Source organism: Robinsoniella peoriensis, assembly GCF_000797495.1.
GTDB lineage: Bacteria > Bacillota > Clostridia > Lachnospirales > Lachnospiraceae > Robinsoniella > Robinsoniella peoriensis.
This window is the reverse complement of sequence record NZ_JTGN01000004.1, coordinates 151,591-169,278: the sequence shown is the minus strand read 5'-3', so window position 1 is coordinate 169,278 and position 17,688 is coordinate 151,591. Positions and strand designations below refer to the sequence as shown.

At 42.4% G+C, this 17,688-nt stretch carries 17 protein-coding genes; 14 read left to right on the top strand and 3 right to left on the bottom strand.

The features are described from left to right. Positions 1–52: 52 nt before the first annotated feature. Positions 53–1,372, bottom strand: coding sequence for an HlyC/CorC family transporter (locus QR40_RS09560; protein WP_044294625.1), 1,320 nt, complete (start codon positions 1,370–1,372; stop codon positions 53–55). A 206-nt stretch (positions 1,373–1,578) separates the two neighbouring features. Here QR40_RS09560 and QR40_RS09555 point away from each other — a divergent pair, with 206 nt between their 5' ends. After that, the gene (locus tag QR40_RS09555) at positions 1,579–3,576 is read left to right on the top strand and encodes an LPXTG cell wall anchor domain-containing protein (RefSeq protein WP_044294624.1); all 1,998 of its coding nucleotides are present in this window, start codon (positions 1,579–1,581) and stop codon (positions 3,574–3,576) included. A 148-nt stretch (positions 3,577–3,724) separates the two neighbouring features. On the opposite strand, the gene QR40_RS33605 is transcribed toward QR40_RS09555, so the two are convergent. Continuing rightward, positions 3,725–3,829 (bottom strand): DUF6783 domain-containing protein, encoded by a 105-nt coding sequence (locus tag QR40_RS33605; RefSeq protein WP_416389842.1) that lies wholly within the window; start codon positions 3,827–3,829, stop codon positions 3,725–3,727. A 31-nt stretch (positions 3,830–3,860) separates the two neighbouring features. Between QR40_RS33605 and QR40_RS09550 the strand changes: the two genes are divergently transcribed. The 3 genes from QR40_RS09550 (at position 3,861) to rpmE (ending at position 6,588) form a co-directional block, all read left to right on the top strand. After that, on the top strand, positions 3,861–4,235 hold the full coding sequence (locus QR40_RS09550) for a TIGR04086 family membrane protein (protein ID WP_027296380.1): 375 nt from the start codon (positions 3,861–3,863) through the stop codon (positions 4,233–4,235). Positions 4,236–4,448: 213 nt separating this feature from the next. Beyond that, positions 4,449–6,128 carry a transcription termination factor Rho gene (rho, locus tag QR40_RS09545; protein ID WP_044294622.1) on the top strand — a complete coding sequence of 560 codons (1,680 nt, stop codon included), beginning with the start codon at positions 4,449–4,451 and terminating at the stop codon, positions 6,126–6,128. A gap of 250 nt (positions 6,129–6,378) precedes the next feature. Beyond that, on the top strand, positions 6,379–6,588 hold the full coding sequence (gene rpmE, locus QR40_RS09540) for a 50S ribosomal protein L31 (RefSeq protein ID WP_027296382.1): 210 nt from the start codon (positions 6,379–6,381) through the stop codon (positions 6,586–6,588). A gap of 45 nt (positions 6,589–6,633) precedes the next feature. Here rpmE and QR40_RS33600 read toward each other — a convergent pair whose 3' ends face one another. Then, complete coding sequence (locus QR40_RS33600) at positions 6,634–6,780, bottom strand: DUF6783 domain-containing protein (RefSeq protein ID WP_395023528.1); 147 nt, start codon at positions 6,778–6,780, stop codon at positions 6,634–6,636. Here QR40_RS33600 and QR40_RS09535 point away from each other — a divergent pair. The 10 genes from QR40_RS09535 (at position 6,730) to QR40_RS09490 (ending at position 17,606) form a co-directional block, all read left to right on the top strand. Further along, on the top strand, positions 6,730–7,944 hold the full coding sequence (locus QR40_RS09535) for a DUF1385 domain-containing protein (protein ID WP_334291775.1): 1,215 nt from the start codon (positions 6,730–6,732) through the stop codon (positions 7,942–7,944). The two genes, QR40_RS33600 and QR40_RS09535, sit on opposite strands and share 51 nt — an antisense overlap. Then, positions 7,941–8,771 carry a peptide chain release factor N(5)-glutamine methyltransferase gene (gene prmC, locus QR40_RS09530; protein WP_044294619.1) on the top strand — a complete coding sequence of 277 codons (831 nt, stop codon included), beginning with the start codon at positions 7,941–7,943 and terminating at the stop codon, positions 8,769–8,771. Before QR40_RS09535 ends, prmC begins: the two co-directional genes overlap by 4 nt. An 11-nt stretch (positions 8,772–8,782) precedes the next feature. After that, positions 8,783–9,856 carry a peptide chain release factor 1 gene (gene prfA / locus QR40_RS09525; protein WP_027296384.1) on the top strand — a complete coding sequence of 358 codons (1,074 nt, stop codon included), beginning with the start codon at positions 8,783–8,785 and terminating at the stop codon, positions 9,854–9,856. Positions 9,857–9,904: 48 nt separating this feature from the next. Further along, on the top strand, positions 9,905–11,251 hold the full coding sequence (gene glmM, locus QR40_RS09520) for a phosphoglucosamine mutase (RefSeq protein WP_027296385.1): 1,347 nt from the start codon (positions 9,905–9,907) through the stop codon (positions 11,249–11,251). Next, positions 11,252–12,976 (top strand): ABC transporter ATP-binding protein, encoded by a 1,725-nt coding sequence (locus QR40_RS09515; protein WP_044294617.1) that lies wholly within the window; start codon positions 11,252–11,254, stop codon positions 12,974–12,976. Between the two features lie 14 nt (positions 12,977–12,990). Next, entirely contained in the window at positions 12,991–13,890 is a 900-nt protein-coding gene (locus QR40_RS09510; protein WP_044294615.1) for a DUF2156 domain-containing protein, read from the top strand. A gap of 1 nt (position 13,891) precedes the next feature. After that, positions 13,892–15,088: a pyridoxal phosphate-dependent aminotransferase gene (locus tag QR40_RS09505; RefSeq protein WP_044294613.1), complete on the top strand. Its 1,197-nt coding sequence runs from the start codon at positions 13,892–13,894 to the stop codon at positions 15,086–15,088. Beyond that, complete coding sequence (hisC, locus tag QR40_RS09500) at positions 15,085–16,146, top strand: histidinol-phosphate transaminase (RefSeq protein WP_044294611.1); 1,062 nt, start codon at positions 15,085–15,087, stop codon at positions 16,144–16,146. The genes QR40_RS09505 and hisC overlap by 4 nt, the downstream gene beginning before the upstream one ends. A gap of 3 nt (positions 16,147–16,149) precedes the next feature. Continuing rightward, complete coding sequence (locus tag QR40_RS09495) at positions 16,150–16,650, top strand: COG2426 family protein (protein WP_027296390.1); 501 nt, start codon at positions 16,150–16,152, stop codon at positions 16,648–16,650. Between the two features lie 197 nt (positions 16,651–16,847). Next, positions 16,848–17,606, top strand: coding sequence for a class I SAM-dependent DNA methyltransferase (locus QR40_RS09490; protein WP_044294969.1), 759 nt, complete (start codon positions 16,848–16,850; stop codon positions 17,604–17,606). Positions 17,607–17,688: the final 82 nt, after the last annotated feature.

The window sequence follows — 17,688 nt, the reverse complement described above, 5'->3', positions numbered from 1 at the left end:
ATGCTGCTTTTGTATTATGTTTGGCAGACAAAAATGTTATCTCCAAAGAGGTTTATTCTTTTTCAGTTTCGTCTTCATCAGCGGGAATATCACCATCCCGTTCCTCAAAGCCGGGTTCCTGCTCCGGAAGATACAGATGGACTTTATCAATCCTGTTTTTGTCCACCGCGTCTACCACAAGGCGTATGCCGTTTTCTGCAACTACAAATTCGCCCTGCTGGGGAAGGTGGTCCAGGCGCTCGATGATATAGCCTCCGATGGAGTCATAGTCTTCGGAATCGAAGTCCAGGCCTAAGGCATCGTTTACATCATCCAGTTTCATGGATCCTTCAATTACATATTCCAGATTATTGATGCAGCGGATCAGATCTTCTTCATCTTTATCATACTCGTCCCGGATTTCCCCAACGATTTCCTCCAGAAGATCTTCCAGGGTAATCAGTCCGGCTGTTGCACCGTATTCATCCAGCACAATTGTAAAATTAATGGAATCCTGGCGCATTTCTACCATCAGTTCAGAAGTCTTCTTATATTCGTAGGTAAAATAAGGTTCACGCATGATATCGCGTATATGGAATTCTTCGGAAGGCTTGCAAAAGAGCAGGTCCTTCACATTAATGATGCCGATTACGTTATCCGGACTTTCTTCATATACCGGAAGCCTCGTAAATTTTTCTTGTTCAAAGACATCAATAATCTCATCATAGGTACTGTTAATATCAATGGAAACCATGTCTACACGGGGAACCATGATATCTTTTGCCTGAGAATCTCCAAAATCGAATACGTTGTATATCATCTGGCGCTCATCACTTTCGATTACACCTTCCTCATGACTCACATCCACGATCGTTCGTAACTCGTGTTCTGTAATAGAGTTCATTTTAGCAGAAGGGTCTATCCTCATTATGCGTAAACATACATAAGACAGCTTGTTGATCAGAAAGATTACCGGCGTCAGAACACGCATCATAAACAGGATAATACCGGCATATCCCATAGACAGCTGCTCTGCATATAAAGTAGCCAGCGTCTTAGGAGTTATTTCTCCAAATAATAAGATTAACAGCGTTAAAACTCCGGTTGCTATACCTACGGCAGCGTTGCCCCAGATATTAAGTGCAAGTGTAGTCGCAAGAGCGGAAGCGGACAGATTAACGATATTATTTCCGATCAAAATAGCGCTGAGCATTTTACCGGAATCATTAATTACCTTAAGAAGGGTAACTGCCTTTTTGTTTCCCTGGTCTGCAAGAGTTTTAATTCTGATTTTATTTACTGTTGTCAATGAGGTCTCCGCGGAAGAAAAAAATGCGGATAATCCTATCAGGGCGATCAGCACGCCCAATTGTATGGCATCACTCGAATCCAAATACATCATCTCCTTAAATCAATATAGTTAAAGTGAATATACAATATTTCCGGGTTAATTGCAAGAATTCAAAGAAATTGAAAAATATTGTTAATAATTCTGTAATAAATACTTGATAAATATGACACAAATATGTTATAATGAGCCGGATTGATTAATAGCATACAATTATAGATATAGACAAAATATTAGGAGGAAGCAGAGATATGAAATCAAGTCAACAAAAGAAAAGACGGAAAATGAGTATTTTGAGCATGATTCTGGCATTTGTACTGGCTGCGGTAAATATATTGCCGATGCAGACAGTAGAAGCAGCCGAGGGAAAAACCGTTTATTTAAATGGACAGGACGGTTCAAATGAGAATTCCGGACAAAGCAGCGAAAGTGCGGTTTCTACACTAACAAAAGCAAAAGAACTGATGGGTGAAAACGGCGGAACAATTATCGTGACAGGAACCTTAAGCGTGTCCTGGGAAACAACCTGGTCTATGCCGTCCGGAAGTGTTTTAAAAGCTGCATCTGGTCTGGAAGGACCGGTAATAGCAGTGACTAAAGACGGATCTCTGACTCTTAACAATTTTGTAATAGATGGACAAAAAGGCAATGTAATATCAAACAGCGGCTATTTGGCGCTGAAAGACAATGTAACATTACAGGCTTCCGGCAGCAGGATCAGCGCCGATTCGGCAATATATACGGCCAAAGAAGCAACGACGATGAAAGACGGTGTCCTTATTGCCGGAGTAGAAAAAAGCGAAAAAGAAACTGCATCCAGTGAATCCGGTACAGATAAAATAGAAACAGAGTACATAAAAGACTCGGAAGCCGCTGTGCCGGAAACAGCTGTAACAGAAGCACCGGGCACAGATACAGCAGGATCAGATACAACGTCGACAGAAGCAGCATCGGATAAAACTACAACAACGGAAACAGCAGCAACCGGGGCTGCGTCAACAGAACCTACAACAACAGAAACAGCAGTAAGCGGGGCTGCGTCAACAGAAACTACAACGACAGAATCTACAACAACAGAATCTACAACAACAGAACCGGCTGCAACGAAACCTGCCTCAACAGAAACTGCAGCAACGGAAATTATATCAACGGACTTAACCGGGACGGCTGCAACGGAATCAGCATCTGCGGATTCCGATATCACAGAGCAGAGCGAATCCCAGGCGGTAACAACAACGCCGTCAACCGAGCCATTTGCCTCAGAACCATCCGTTTCCAAGCCGGAAACAACCATAACGGAAACGGCAAAATCTGCAGAGCAAGGCAGCACAGGCAAGAAAAAAACGGTAAAAACAGCGGGGAATCAGAAAAGCAAAAGCCAGCCAGAGACACATACAACTGCGCCAACAGAAGACCCGATTGATAACTTTGCTACTTTCAACGAAATGGTATATTCCCTGCAGGTAGAAAGCAGAGAGGATATCAGCAGTGCAGTAGAAATTACAAAAATATATGAAGCATTGAGCGAATATGAAAAAAGCCAGGTTACAGAAGAAGCTTATAATCTTATGATTCAGGCCCAGAATACAGCAGGTGAATTAAATCACGCTCATAACGGTGTCACTGTATCCGGCAGCCTTCCCTGGTATGTGCAGTTTACAGCTGAAATCAACGATTCCAGAGACAACGGCGAAAGCGGCCAGATTATTGTTCCTTACGACCTGAAGTTGTGGGATATGTACCGCAACGTGGCATATGTACTGGAACCGGGAGAGAAAGTTACGGTGTCCATGCCGGTGCCGGATGCAGACCTATCAAATGGTTTGACCATCTATCACTATAAAGCAGATGGAACAACAGAAGTTCTGCACCCGGTCATAAATGGAGAGACCATGAGTTTTGAAACAAGCTCATTCAGTCCTTTTGATGTGGCAGGAGGTACACTACTCTCGGGTATCGGAGTCAATAACAGCAATAACTATACCGGGGGAAGTACACCTTCCTCCACGCCATCCACAAACAATAATACGAACAGCACACCGAATAATACATCAAATAACAGCAATGGGAACAACAACGGAACGAGCGGCAGTAATACAACAAATCTGAAGCCGCAGCCGGCAGGTAGTACACTAGCTGCGTCCCCGAATACAGGAGATGCCACACCGATAGCGGTAATGGTACTTGGGCTTTTGCTTTCAGCAGGAGTAATCTTCCTGGTGCTGAGAGGCAAAAGAAGAATGCAATAGTAAATTGCGATAGCGTTTATCCTGTTTATTCACAATCAAACCTGCATAAAACCTCTTCTTTTCACATATATTACTCTAGAACATGATTTAAAATTCATTGCATCAACCAGTATGTCCTGGTTTTGTGGTATGAATGTGCCCAATTTCGTCATTGCAGTCCGCTGTACTGCCCGAAGCTGACACATTTGTTGCAGAAACCGGAATTTGGGGCAAATATGCCGCATAATGGGGCATGCAGATGGCGGTAATGAATTTAAAAACACGCTCTAGGAGGAGGCGAATCTATGGATAACACTGCAACAAAAAAATCCGGAGTCATGCTGGTTATCAAATCCCTGGTAGTATCTTACCTCACAACCGGTATTCTGCTGCTGATTTTAGCTCTGTTGCTTTTTAAAATGGAATTAAATCAGAGCAAAGTGTCCATTGGCATAATCGGTATCTACATAATTGCCAGCTTCATTGGGGGATGGATCGCGGGAAAAGGTGCCGGAAAGCAGAAGTTCCTATGGGGGCTTCTCATTGGCAGCGCATATTTCTTAATGCTCACAGCGATTTCTCTGATTACAAATGGGAGCCTGCAATCTGAGCTTCCACAGCTGTTTACCACGCTGCTGCTCTGTATGGGAGGCGGTATGCTGGGCGGCATGTTATCGTAAGAAATATGGAATTAGAGACGACGCTTAAAAAACATCGTCTCTAATTTGATTTTTGGTAAAAATTGTGTTATAGTATATGAGAGTCTAATTAAGAATCAAAGTCATTTCAGACGCGAACCCCAAATCAACGCAGATTATGAATTTTAATTGTGAATCAAAAAAATCGCATATGGAAAGGAGATATTTGTAACAAAGGTTATAAATAGTACTTAAATGAGAGAAAAATATGAATCATTATCAGTAGCGGTATTGAAGGAATTGGCAAAATCCAGGGGACTTAAAAACATTTCAGCCCTGAAAAAAAGCCAGGTGATAGAACTCATGCTTGCAGAAGATGAAAAAAAAGGTGCAGTGAACGATGCAGCTCAAAATACAGAAGGTGCGTCTGCCACTATAGAAGAATCAAAAATGGAGTCATCTCAGAAGCCAGAGAATGTGCAGGGAGCAGAAATTCCCCAGAGAACAGAGAATGTACAGAGAATAGAAAACGTGCAGAGAACGGACAACACTCAGAGAGCAGAAAACGTGCAGAGAACGGACAACACTCAGAGAGCAGAAAGCGTGCAGAGAACGGACAATAATCAGAGATCCGAAAATATGCAGAGAACGGATAACACTCAAAGAGCAGAAAGCGTGCAGAGAACGGACAATAATCAGAGATCCGAAAACATGCAGAGAACAGATAATGTACAGCGCACAGACAGCGTGCAGAGAACAGACAGCAGCGTAGGTGCAGAAGGCAAAAGCACGGATATGTCACAGCTTGACAGCGGCATAACGGCAAATGGAATCCTGGAGGTACTGCCCGATGGATATGGCTTTATCCGATGTGCCAATTATCTTCCGGGAGAAAATGATGTCTATGTATCACCTTCCCAGATCCGCAGATTTAATCTGAAAACGGGAGATATTATCACCGGCAATACAAGAGTCAAGACCCAGCAGGAAAAATTCAGCGCTCTTTTATATCTGAAGAGTATCAATGGTTTCCATCCCTCAGAAGCAACAAAAAGATTAAACTTCGAAGATATGACCCCTATTTTCCCAAATAAAAGAATGCGTATGGAACGCACATCCAAAGGAACTGCAATGCGAATTGTAGATTTAATATCGCCTATCGGCAAGGGGCAGAGGGGAATGATCGTATCACCACCTAAAGCAGGTAAGACTACTTTATTGAAAGACGTAGCAAAATCCATATTACAAAATAATCCGGACATGCATCTGATCATTCTTCTGATCGATGAACGTCCTGAGGAAGTTACGGATATTAAGGAAGCAATCTGCGGCAGTAATGTAGAAGTAATTTATTCTACCTTTGATGAACTGCCGGAACACCATAAAAGGGTTTCCGAAATGGTAATGGAACGTGCAAAAAGGCTGGTAGAACACCGCAAAGAAGTTACGATTCTCCTGGACAGTATTACAAGGCTTGCAAGGGCGTATAACCTTACTGTTCCGCCAAGTGGAAGAACGTTATCCGGTGGTCTTGATCCCGCAGCGCTCCATATGCCGAAACGTTTCTTCGGAGCAGCAAGAAATATGAGAGAAGGCGGCAGCCTTACCATATTGGCAACAGCACTTGTAGATACCGGAAGCAAGATGGATGATGTAGTATATGAGGAATTTAAAGGAACCGGTAATATGGAACTTGTTCTGGACCGTAAATTGTCCGAAAGACGTGTATTCCCGGCAATTGATATTCCAAAATCGGGAACCAGAAGAGAAGATCTTCTTTTGGATCCGGAAGAACAGGAAGCAGTTTATATCATGCGTAAAGCACTTAATAGTATGAAATCCGATGATGCGGTAGAAAATATACTGAATATGTTCGTACGTACGCGAAATAATCAGGAATTCGTACAGATGGTCAAAAAGCAAAAATTCATTTAGATCATGGTAGAAATCATGGTAGAAATTAGCTAAAATATCTTGCATTTTGACATGCGGTGTGATATAATTCAAACGTTGTTTTAAAACTGTAGGGACTTACAGGGCTAGCCCGGGTTACCTTGCTGTGGAAACACCAGGAGCAGCATTGACCGGGAATTGATTTGTGCAGACCACGACCGATAGGCGGCGTAGGGAGGTAAATGTGCATAGATAAGCAGTTCACAAAATAAGAAGAAGAGGTGAAACCATCATGAAAAACGGAATACATCCAGATTACCATCAGGCAACAGTAACATGCAACTGTGGAAACACATTTGTAACAGGATCAACAAAGAAAGATATCCACGTGGAAATCTGTTCTAAATGTCATTCGTTCTACACAGGACAGCAGAAATCAGCAGCAGCTCGTGGACGTATTGATAAGTTTAACAAGAAATATGGTATTGATGCAGACAAATAGGTATGAATAAAGATAAGGTTGAGGTTGTGAAATCTCAACCTATTTTTAAATGTTGGGAACTGTGAAAGATAAATAAAATTTTGCATTTACCCGACAGGGGCCGTGAAAAATGCGGCATAAGGTGCCAGAGCGTGTCTTAAAATTCGTTCCAACCATCTGCACGCCCCACTTTGCGGCATATTTGCCCCGAATTCAGGTTACGTAGCCAGCTGCGCACCCTTTATTCGGGATAAATCTCCCGCAAACTGTGAAGCGCAGCTGTCAGAAAGCAATTTTCAGACACGCTCTAGAGTTATCACAAGTAAGCTTGCGATATCCAAGGGGGTTAATATGAAATCATCAAATATCGGCGGACAGGCGGTTATGGAAGGCGTTATGATGAAGAACGCCGACCGGTATGCAGTTGCTGTCAGAAAGCCAAACGACGAAATTGTAGTTAAAGTAGAAGACTATAAGAGTATTATCAAAAACAAGAAAATATTGTCTCTGCCGATCGTCCGTGGAGTTTTTAATTTTGTAGATTCTATGGTGCTTGGTATGAAGACATTGACATATTCGGCCAGCTTTTTTGAAGAAGATGAGGAAGCGGAGCCTACGAAGTTTGATAAGGCTCTTGAGAAGGCGACAAAGGGAAAGGGAGATTCTCTGCTTATGGGAATTACGGTTACGCTGTCGATTATATTGGCAGTTGGGCTGTTTATGGTTCTTCCTTATTTTATCTCACTGTTTTTTCATAAGTTTACGGATTCCATGACGCTGATTGCGATTGCAGAGGGCGTTGTCCGTATTTTACTATTTTTGGGATATATTCTTCTGATTTCCAGAATGAAAGATATCCAGCGTGTATTCATGTACCATGGTGCAGAGCATAAATGCATCAATTGTATCGAACACGGGCTGGAATTAAACGTAGAGAATGTTTTGAAAAGTTCCAAGCAGCACAAACGCTGTGGCACCAGTTTTCTGCTGATCGTTATGGTCATAAGTGTGATCTTCTTCATATTTATAAGAGTAGATTCTCCGGTTCTGAGAGTAGTAGTCCGGATTCTTCTGGTACCGGTAATTGCCGGTGTTTCTTATGAATTCATCAGACTGGCGGGGAGAAGCGATAATGGTTTCGTAACCATGCTCAGTAAACCGGGAATGCTGCTGCAGAATCTGACCACAAGAGAACCGGATGCCAAGATGGCAGAAGTTGCGATTGCTTCAGTAGAAGCAGTATTTGACTGGAAGGCATATCTGGCAGAGAATTTTGGAATGTCTTTTGAAGAAGAAAAAGAAGATATAGAAGATAAAGAAGAAAATCAACCTGGTCAGACAATGACAGGAGCCTATACCAAGGAAGCAATATCATGACACTGCAGGAAGTAGTTAAAAAAGGGGAAGCGTATCTGAGGGAACGGGGCGTTGACAATCCGGCTCTTGATGCCTGGTATATATTGGAGAACGTCTGCAATATTGACAAGACCTATTTTCTGCTTAACCGCGATGAGGAAATACTGCCGGTACAGTACGCCCGCTATCAGACAATGCTGGTAGCCCGGGGTAAGCGTGTGCCGCTGCAGCACCTTACCGGGGAACAGGAATTCATGGGATTGTCTTTTTTGGTAAATAATAAAGTACTGATTCCCAGACAGGATACTGAGATTCTGGTAGAGGAAGCGTTAAAAGTTTTGAGGCCGGGGATGAAGGTACTGGATGTCTGTACCGGCTCCGGCTGTATTATTATCAGTCTGATGAAGATGTCGGGCGCAGAAAAAGGCATGGCGGTTGATATTTCCCAGGATGCTTTGGAAGTAGCAGGGGAAAATGCCAGGCGGCATGGAGTCTGCATCGATTTCAGAAAAAGCGATCTGTTCAGTCAGGTGGAAGGAAAATTCGATGTTATCGTTTCCAACCCGCCTTATATTGCAACTTCTGAAATCACGAAACTGATGGCAGAAGTACGTCTGTTTGAACCCATGGCAGCGCTGGATGGAAAAGAGGACGGTCTGTATTTTTATCGGAAAATTGTAACAAAAAGCAGATCATTTTTAAATCCGGGCGGTTGGCTGCTCTTTGAGATCGGTTATGATCAGGCGGCGATGGTGACATCCATGATGCGAAGCGCAGATTATACAGATGTCAGAGTTGTAAAGGATCTTGCCGGACTTGACCGGGTAGTTTTAGGAAGAATGAATTAGGAGGAAACAACATGTTTGATAAATTGGAGGATTTATTAATCCGCTTTGAAGAGATTATGGGCGAATTAAATGAGCCTTCTGTGGTAAATGACCAGGCTCGTTTTCAAAAGTTAATGAAAGAGCAAAGTGATTTACAGCCGATCGTAGATGCTTATAAGGAGTACAAAGACAGTAAGCAGACCGTAGAGGACAGTCTCACCATGTTAGATGAAGAGTCTGACGAAGAAATGCGGGAAATGTTAAAAGAGGAATTAAATGACGCTAAAGCGCGTATAGAAGAATTAGAGCATAAATTAAAGATTTTATTACTGCCCAAAGACCCTAATGATGACAAGAACGTTATTGTTGAAATTCGTGCAGGTGCAGGCGGTGATGAAGCAGCCCTGTTTGCAGCTGAGATTTATCGTATGTATGTGAAATTTGCGGAGTCCCAGCGTTGGAAAACAGATATGATGAGCTTTAACGAAAATGGAATCGGCGGTTTTAAAGAAGTAACATTTATGATCAATGGACAGGGTGCTTATTCCAAATTAAAATACGAAAGCGGTGTTCACCGCGTACAGCGTGTTCCGGAAACAGAATCCGGCGGTCGTATCCATACTTCTACAATTACAGTAGCAATTATGCCGGAGGCGGAAGAAATTGATTTCCATCTGGATATGAATGATTGTAAATTTGATGTTTTCCGTGCGTCGGGTAACGGAGGACAGTGTGTCAATACAACTGACTCTGCAGTGCGCCTGACCCATATACCTACCGGTATTGTAATTTCATGCCAGGATGAGAAATCACAGCTTAAAAATAAAGATAAAGCATTGAAAGTACTACGTTCCAGACTTTACGAAATGGAATTGGAAAAACAGCATGATGCGGAAGCAGAAGCCAGAAGAAGCCAGGTTGGTACCGGTGACCGTTCTGAGAAGATCAGAACCTATAACTTCCCTCAGGGGCGTGTTACAGACCACCGTATCAAATTGACGTTACACAGACTGGATGGAGTCATGAATGGAGATATCTCTGAGGTAATAGACAGTCTGATAGCAGCAGACCAGGCAGCGAAGCTTGCCAATCTGCAGGATCAGTAAGCAGTGTGAATTAACGAAGTTAACCCTGATAATGAGGAGGATTAAAGTATGGGAAAATATTTTGGAACAGACGGATTCAGAGGAGAAGCAAACATTGATTTAACAGTAGAGCATGCATTTAAAGTAGGCCGTTTTCTGGGATGGTACTACGGAAGAGACCACAAAGCAAAGATTGTAATCGGCAAGGATACGAGAAGAAGCAGTTACATGTTCGAGTATTCCCTGGTGGCAGGTCTGACTGCTTCCGGTGCAGATGCATACTTACTCCATGTAACCACCACACCCAGCGTTTCTTATGTAGTCCGTACAGAAGGATTTGACTGCGGCATTATGATTTCAGCAAGCCATAATCCATTTTATGACAATGGTATCAAGATCATCAATGGTCTGGGCCAGAAGATGGAAGCAGAGGTCGAAAATCAGATCGAAGAATATATCGATGGCAAGTTAGAAGAGCTGCCGTTGGCTGTAAAAGAAAATATCGGGCGTACCGTAGACTTTGTAGCTGGCAGAAACCGTTATATCGGCTATCTGATATCACTGGCTACCCGCTCCTTTAAGAACTTCAAGGTTGGGCTGGATTGTTCTAACGGAAGTTCCTCCGCAATTGCAAAGAGCGTATTTGATGCACTGGGCGCCAAAACCTATGTCATCAATAATGAACCGGATGGAACAAACATTAACACAAACTGCGGATCTACCCATATCAATATTTTGCAGGACTATGTAAAAGACAATAAACTGGATATCGGTTTTGCCTTTGATGGTGATGCAGACCGCTGTATTGCAATTGATGAAAAGGGAAATGTTATAGACGGAGATTTAATCCTCTATGTCTGTGGAAAATATTTAAAAGAAGAAGGCAAATTGAATAATGACACTATTGTTACGACCATTATGTCAAACTTAGGCCTTTACAAGGCATGTGACAAGATTGGCATCCGGTATGAAAAAACAGCAGTAGGAGATAAATATGTTTATGAAAATATGGTTAATAATGGCCATTGCCTGGGCGGAGAACAGTCCGGACATATTATTTTCAGTAAACATGCCACAACTGGTGACGGCATTCTGACAGCGCTTATGATCATGGAAGTGGTAACAGAGAAAAAGGTAAGCCTGGGAACTCTTGCGGGAGAAGTCCGGATTTACCCACAGCTCCTTAAGAACGTCAGAGTAGCAGATAAGAAGGAAGCGAGGGAGAATCCTGCGGTTATTGCGGCAGTAGATGCGGTATCAGAAGCACTTGGTGATGACGGAAGAATTCTGGTGCGTGAAAGCGGAACAGAACCGGTAATCCGTGTTATGGTAGAAGCGGCAGATGATGATTTATGTGAGAAATATGTAAATCAGGTGATCGACGTGATGAATCAGCAGGGCTTAATAGTAGGATAAATGGATCACAAATTAAAAAAGTTATTGAAGTATTATAAACCATATAAAGGACTGTTCTGGTCCGATATGTTGTTTGCAATCCTGGGCGCCGGCGTTACGCTGGCGATCCCTCTGATTGTACGATACATTACGAATGTAGTGGTATATCTTCCGGGAAATGAGCCGCTTCATATGATACTGAAGCTGGGAATCCTGATGTTAGGGATGGTAGCCCTAGAATTTTTCTGTAATTATTATATCGCATACTATGGACATGTAATGGGAGCCAGTATGGAACATGATATGCGAAACGAGATATTTGCTCATTACCAGAAGCTGTCCTTTACCTTCTATGACAATCAGAAGGTAGGTCAGCTTTTGTCGCGCGTAACCAGCGATTTATTTGATATCAGTGAGCTGCTCCATCATGGACCGGAGGATCTTGTAATCTCTGCAATTAAGATTATAGGTTCCATTATTATTCTGGTGAATATTAATGTGACACTGACGGTAATCACCTTTGCGTTTGTTCCGGTAATGGCAGCCTACGCCTTTTACTTTAACTTCAAAATGAAGCGGGCATTTAAAGAAAACAGAGCGAAAATTGCAGATATTAACAGCCAGATTGAAGACAGTCTGAATGGTATCCGGGTGGTTAAATCTTTTGCCAATGAAGATGTGGAAATGGGCAAATTCAAAAAAGGCAACAGCCGTTTTGTAGAGAGTAAAAAAACCAGCTACCGTTATATGGGCGGATATCATTCCGGTCTTGGTGCGTTGACTACCATGGTAACAATTGTGGTGCTGGTTGCGGGAGCCATTTTGATAACCGGACAGAAAATAGCGGTAACGGACTTAATCACATTTTTGCTCTATATAAATAATTTCACCGAACCGGTGAAGAAACTGGTGAATTTTACGGAACAGTTCCAGAACGGTTATACGGGATATGAACGTTTCCTGGAAATTCTGGACGTAGATCCGGATATTGCAGATGCACCGAATGCTGTGGAATTAAAGAATGTAAAGGGAAATATCCGATTTGAAGAAGTTTCTTTTCAGTACGAAGAGAACCAGGATAAGGTACTGCATGACATTAACCTGGACATTCCGGCGGGGTCTTATATTGCCCTGGTGGGAAGTTCCGGAGGAGGAAAGACCACCCTATGCAGCCTGATACCGAGATTTTATGATGTTGCGGAAGGAAGAATTTTGTTAGACGGAACTGATATCCGCAATATTAAGCTTCAGGATCTGAGAAATCATATCGGAATTGTGCAGCAGGATGTTTATTTATTTGCAGAAAATGTAATGGAAAATATCCGTTACGGCAAACCGTCTGCAACAGATGAAGAAGTAATAAAGGCAGCAATCAGAGCAAATGCCCATGAATTTATCATGTCTTTGCAGGATGGTTACGAAACAGACATCGGTCAGCGTGGTGTCAAACTTTCCGGAGGACAAAAACAAAGATTATCAATAGCACGAGTATTTTTGAAGAACCCGCCCATACTAATCTTTGATGAGGCTACTTCAGCGCTTGACAATGAAAGCGAAAAGATCGTTCAGGACTCACTGGAAGAACTTGCAAAAGACAGAACGACTTTTGTGATTGCCCACAGGCTTTCAACGATTCAAAATGCAGAGAAAATCCTGGTTCTGACAGAAAAAGGAATCGAGGAAGAAGGTACTCACAGGGAGCTTCTGGCAAAAAATGGTGTATATGCCAAGCTCTATAACAAATAAGAAAAGAGGATTTTATGGAAATAGAATTTAAACAGCCGACGTTAGAAAACAGAGATGAGATCAACAAATATCTCAGAAGGAAAAAGACAAGAAGCTGTGAACTTACTTTTGCGAATGTTTACTTATGGTCCAGACATTATCCGGTGGAATATGCCATCGTCTGTGATACACTGGTCTTTAAGAGCATGGAACACGACCCCACATACTGTTTTCCGGTAGGAGAACCGGAAAATGTAAAAGAAGCGATAGACAGCATTATGGCGCACAGTGCGGATTTGGGAAGAAATTTCCATATGCATCTGGTAACCCCGGAACAATTTGAAGTTTTAGAATCGCTATACCCTGGCGAATTTGAAATAGAATACAACCGGGACGAAGCGGATTATGTATATGAATCCGAGAAGCTGGCGAATCTCTCCGGCAAGAAATATCATGGAAAGAAAAACCATGTAAATAAATTCAAGCGTCTCTATCCGGACTGGGTTTATGAAAGCATTACAAAGGATAATCTGGAGGACTGTTTCCAGATGGCAATTAAGTGGAGAAATTTAAACGGCTGTGAAGCTGATCCGGAGAAACATGCGGAAATCTGTGTAACGCTGAATTCCCTGCGGCTATTCGAAGAACTGGAATTGAGAGGAGGACTTCTGAGGGTACATGGAGAAGTGGTGGCATTTTGCCTTGCTGAGCCAATCTGCGACGATACCATTGTGGTTCATATCGAAAAAGCTTATGCGGATATTGAAGGTGCTTATCCCATGATCAACCAGCAGTTTGTACAGCATGAGGCTATGGATTTTAAATATGTAAACAGGGAAGACGATGTTGGCGAAGAAGGGCTGCGTCGGGCGAAGTTATCCTATCATCCCGTATTTCTGGTTGAAAAGGGATTGGTGAGAAGAAAGAAGGCATAACATGATAGCAGAAAAGATGAAGTCTTATGTAGAAAACAGTTCCGTTATCCGCGCAATGTTTGAAGAAGGCGGAAAGATGGCAGCAGTTTATGGAGCAGAAAATGTATACGATTTCAGCCTTGGTAACCCCAATGTTGCCGCACCCGTGGAAGTCAGGCAGGCAATCGAAGAGATCATAACAGGAGAAGATCCTGTTATGGTTCACGGGTATATGAGCAATGCAGGCTTTGAAGACGTCAGGACAGCGGTGGCAAATTCCTTAAACCGCCGTTTCAATACCGCCTTTCATGAAGAAAATATCATCATGACCGTAGGCGCTGCTGGCGGCATGAATGTCATCTTCCGGACAATTCTGAATCCGGGAGATGAAGTACTTACCTTTGCACCATATTTTGGAGAGTACCGTGCATACGTTTCCAATTATGATGGAATATTAAAAGCGGTAGAACCAGATACCGATACATTTCAGCCGAATCTGGAGAAGTTTGAAGAGATGATTACGGGAAGAACGAAAGCAGTGATTGTCAATTCCCCGAATAATCCAACCGGAGTGGTATATTCTGAAGATACCCTGATTAAGCTTGCAGATATACTAAGAAGAAAGCAGGAAGAACTGCAGACTGTAATCTATCTGGTGACAGACGAACCATACAGGGAACTGGCATACGACGGTGTTGCCGTACCATTTGTCACCAAATATTACGAGAATACCATTGTGGGCTATTCTTTCAGTAAATCCCTGTCTCTTCCGGGTGAACGTATTGGATATCTGGTTATTCCGGATCAGGTCTCAGACAGTGAACAGGTAATCGCTGCAGCTAATGTGGCAAACCGTATTTTGGGATATGTCAATGCACCTTCGCTGTTTCAGCGGGTAATCGGAAAATGTATTGATGCAAAAGTTGATGTGCAGTTTTATGACAAAAACCGCCGGACACTTTATGATGGCTTGAAAAAATTCGGCTTTTCCTGCATTAAGCCGGAAGGTGCTTTTTATCTGTTTGTAAAATCACCAGTAGAAGATGAAAAGGTTTTTGTAGAAGCCGCTAAGAAATACCACATACTGATTGTGCCGGGAAGCAGTTTTGCGTGTCCGGGATATGTGCGGATCGCATACTGCGTATCATTGGATACCATAGTCAATGCTTTGCCTTATTTTGAAAAACTTGCACAGGAATTTTTCGGGAGGAACGTATGAAAGCTTGGGAGATGAACATCAGAAAAGTAATACCTTATACGCCGGGGGAACAGCCAAACCAGCCGGATATGATTAAACTGAATACCAATGAAAATCCTTATCCGCCTGCACCGGAAGCAGCCAGGATGATGGCGGAATTAAACCCGGAGGAACTGCGTCTGTATCCGGATCCCTCTGCGGATGTATTAGTTTCCGCACTTGCTGATTATTACCATTTAGATAAAGACCAGGTATTTGTGGGAGTAGGATCAGACGATGTACTGGCAATGGCATTTATGACCTTCTTTAATTCCAGGCAGCCGATTTTATTTCCCGATATTACATATTCCTTTTACGATGTCTGGGCGGACCTGCTTCGCATTCCGTATAAATGCCAGCCTTTGAATGCACATTTTGAGATTGAGAAAAAGGATTATGAGCAGCCAAACGGCGGAATTGTAATTCCAAATCCGAATGCCCCAACCGGTATTTTACAGGATCTTGCAGACATAGAAGATATTATCCGCAGGAACGCAGATGTAATTGTGATCATTGATGAAGCCTATATAGATTTTGGAGGTGTTTCGGCACTTTCTCTCATTGACAAATATGAGAATCTTCTGGTAGTACAGACCTATTCCAAATCCCGTTCCATGGCTGGAATCCGCATAGGCTATGCCATGGGAAATAAAACACTGATTAAATATTTAAATGATGTAAAATATTCCTTTAATTCTTATACCATGAACCGTCCGTCACTGGAAATCGGAGCCGAAGTGTTAAAGAATGAGGTATATTTCCGGGAAGTCACTGGGAAGATTATTGCCACCAGGGAACGGGTGAAAGTGGAGATGAAAGAACTGGGATTCCATTTTGCAGACTCCCAGGCGAACTTCCTGTTTGTAACCCATGAAAAGTACTGGGCGAGAGATTTGTTCCAGGCATTGAAACTGAAACATATCTACGTAAGATATTTCAATCGTCCGCGTATCGACAATTACCTGCGTATTACGATCGGTACCGATGAGGAGATGGATGCTCTTATTGGATTTTTCAAAGAATACATGAAGGAGAACTAATATATGGAATCTTTAGTACAATGGTTTACCACCAATCTGTCCGGTGTAGTATCCAGAGAAGCAATTGTTTTTATTATTTCCATGATTCCCATTCTGGAACTGAGGGGCGGATTATTGGCAGCATCACTGTTAAAGCTGGATATGTGGAGATCGATCTGGCTGTGCGTAGCCGGTAATATCATTCCAATTCCATTTATTTTACTTCTAATTACACCGATTTTTAACTGGATGAAGCAGACGAAGCTGTTTAAGCCACTGGTGGACAAGCTTGAAGGAAAAGCGCTTGGGAAGAAAGATAAAATAGAAAAATACGAGTTTTGGGGTCTGGTTCTTTTCGTTGGAATTCCCTTACCGGGAACCGGCGCATGGACAGGAGCATTAATAGCTTCTTTACTGGGCATTAAATTTAAAAAAGCATTTCCGGCAATTATACTGGGCATTGCCCTGGCAAGTGTTATTATGACTATATTATCATTTGGTGTACTTGGAAAAATTGTAAGCTAACTTATCATTCAAAAGTTAAAAAAACTATACCAAAGTGTGTGTTTTGATTTATGGACTGTATGTGCATATCTATTTATGGCATGATCAATGCTGTGAAAGATAACCGATAATCGGGTAAAATGTGTAGGGGCAACCAATGCAGATTGCCCGGTTATTTTTATACTTTGGGTAAGGAAAGAGAATAAGGGGTGAAAGAAATGGATGCATATACAAGTTTTGCGTCGGTCTATGACCTGTTTATGGACAATGTGCCCTATGAGCAGTGGAGCGGCTATCTGGTCTCACTTCTTAAGGAGTACCGGATAGAAGATGGCCTGGTACTGGATCTGGGCTGTGGAACAGGAAGCCTGACAGAGGAACTGGCAGCAAAAGGCTATGATATGATTGGTGTAGATAATTCCTCAGAAATGCTGGAAATAGCCATGGATAAAAAATCAAAATCCGGGCTGGATATTCTTTATCTATTGCAGGATATGAGAGATTTTGAACTCTATGGAACGGTAAAGGCAGTGGTCAGCATCTGTGATTCCATGAATTACATTTTATCGGAAGAGGAACTAACCAGGGTGTTTCAGTTGGTAAATAATTATCTGGATCCGGGTGGGATTTTTATATTTGATTTAAATACCATATATAAATACAGCTGTCTGATGGGGGATACTACGATTGCCGAAAACAGGGAAGAAGGAAGTTTTATCTGGGAAAACAGCTATTATGAAGAAGACCGGATGAATGAATACGACTTAACACTATTCATAAGGCAAGAATCCGGGCTCTATGAAAAGTACGAAGAAACCCATTACCAGAAGGCTTATGAGCTGGAAACCGTGAAGCAGTTACTGACTGATGCGGGAATGGAGTACATATGCGCTTATGATGCATTTACACGGGAACAGCCCCGTGATGACAGTGAGCGTATTTATGTGATTGCCAGGGAAAAGGGCAAGCGAAAATAAAAACCTAGCCAAAATCAACAGCTAACTAAAATAAAAGGCAATCAAATAGGAACAGCAAGGATGATATACCCGACAACATGAA

Bases quoted from the DNA above. Each gene is read 5' to 3' on its own strand.
- QR40_RS09555 (WP_044294624.1), top strand. From the start codon at position 1,579: ATGAAATCAAGTCAACAAAAGAAAAGACGGAAAATGAGTATTTTGAGC.
- QR40_RS09550 (WP_027296380.1), top strand. From the start codon at position 3,861: ATGGATAACACTGCAACAAAAAAATCCGGAGTCATGCTGGTTATCAAA.
- rho (WP_044294622.1), top strand. From the start codon at position 4,449: ATGAGAGAAAAATATGAATCATTATCAGTAGCGGTATTGAAGGAATTG.
- rpmE (WP_027296382.1), top strand. From the start codon at position 6,379: ATGAAAAACGGAATACATCCAGATTACCATCAGGCAACAGTAACATGC.
- prmC (WP_044294619.1), top strand. From the start codon at position 7,941: ATGACACTGCAGGAAGTAGTTAAAAAAGGGGAAGCGTATCTGAGGGAA.
- prfA (WP_027296384.1), top strand. From the start codon at position 8,783: ATGTTTGATAAATTGGAGGATTTATTAATCCGCTTTGAAGAGATTATG.
- glmM (WP_027296385.1), top strand. From the start codon at position 9,905: ATGGGAAAATATTTTGGAACAGACGGATTCAGAGGAGAAGCAAACATT.
- QR40_RS09515 (WP_044294617.1), top strand. From the start codon at position 11,252: ATGGATCACAAATTAAAAAAGTTATTGAAGTATTATAAACCATATAAA.
- QR40_RS09510 (WP_044294615.1), top strand. From the start codon at position 12,991: ATGGAAATAGAATTTAAACAGCCGACGTTAGAAAACAGAGATGAGATC.
- QR40_RS09505 (WP_044294613.1), top strand. From the start codon at position 13,892: ATGATAGCAGAAAAGATGAAGTCTTATGTAGAAAACAGTTCCGTTATC.
- hisC (WP_044294611.1), top strand. From the start codon at position 15,085: ATGAAAGCTTGGGAGATGAACATCAGAAAAGTAATACCTTATACGCCG.
- QR40_RS09495 (WP_027296390.1), top strand. From the start codon at position 16,150: ATGGAATCTTTAGTACAATGGTTTACCACCAATCTGTCCGGTGTAGTA.
- QR40_RS09490 (WP_044294969.1), top strand. From the start codon at position 16,848: ATGGATGCATATACAAGTTTTGCGTCGGTCTATGACCTGTTTATGGAC.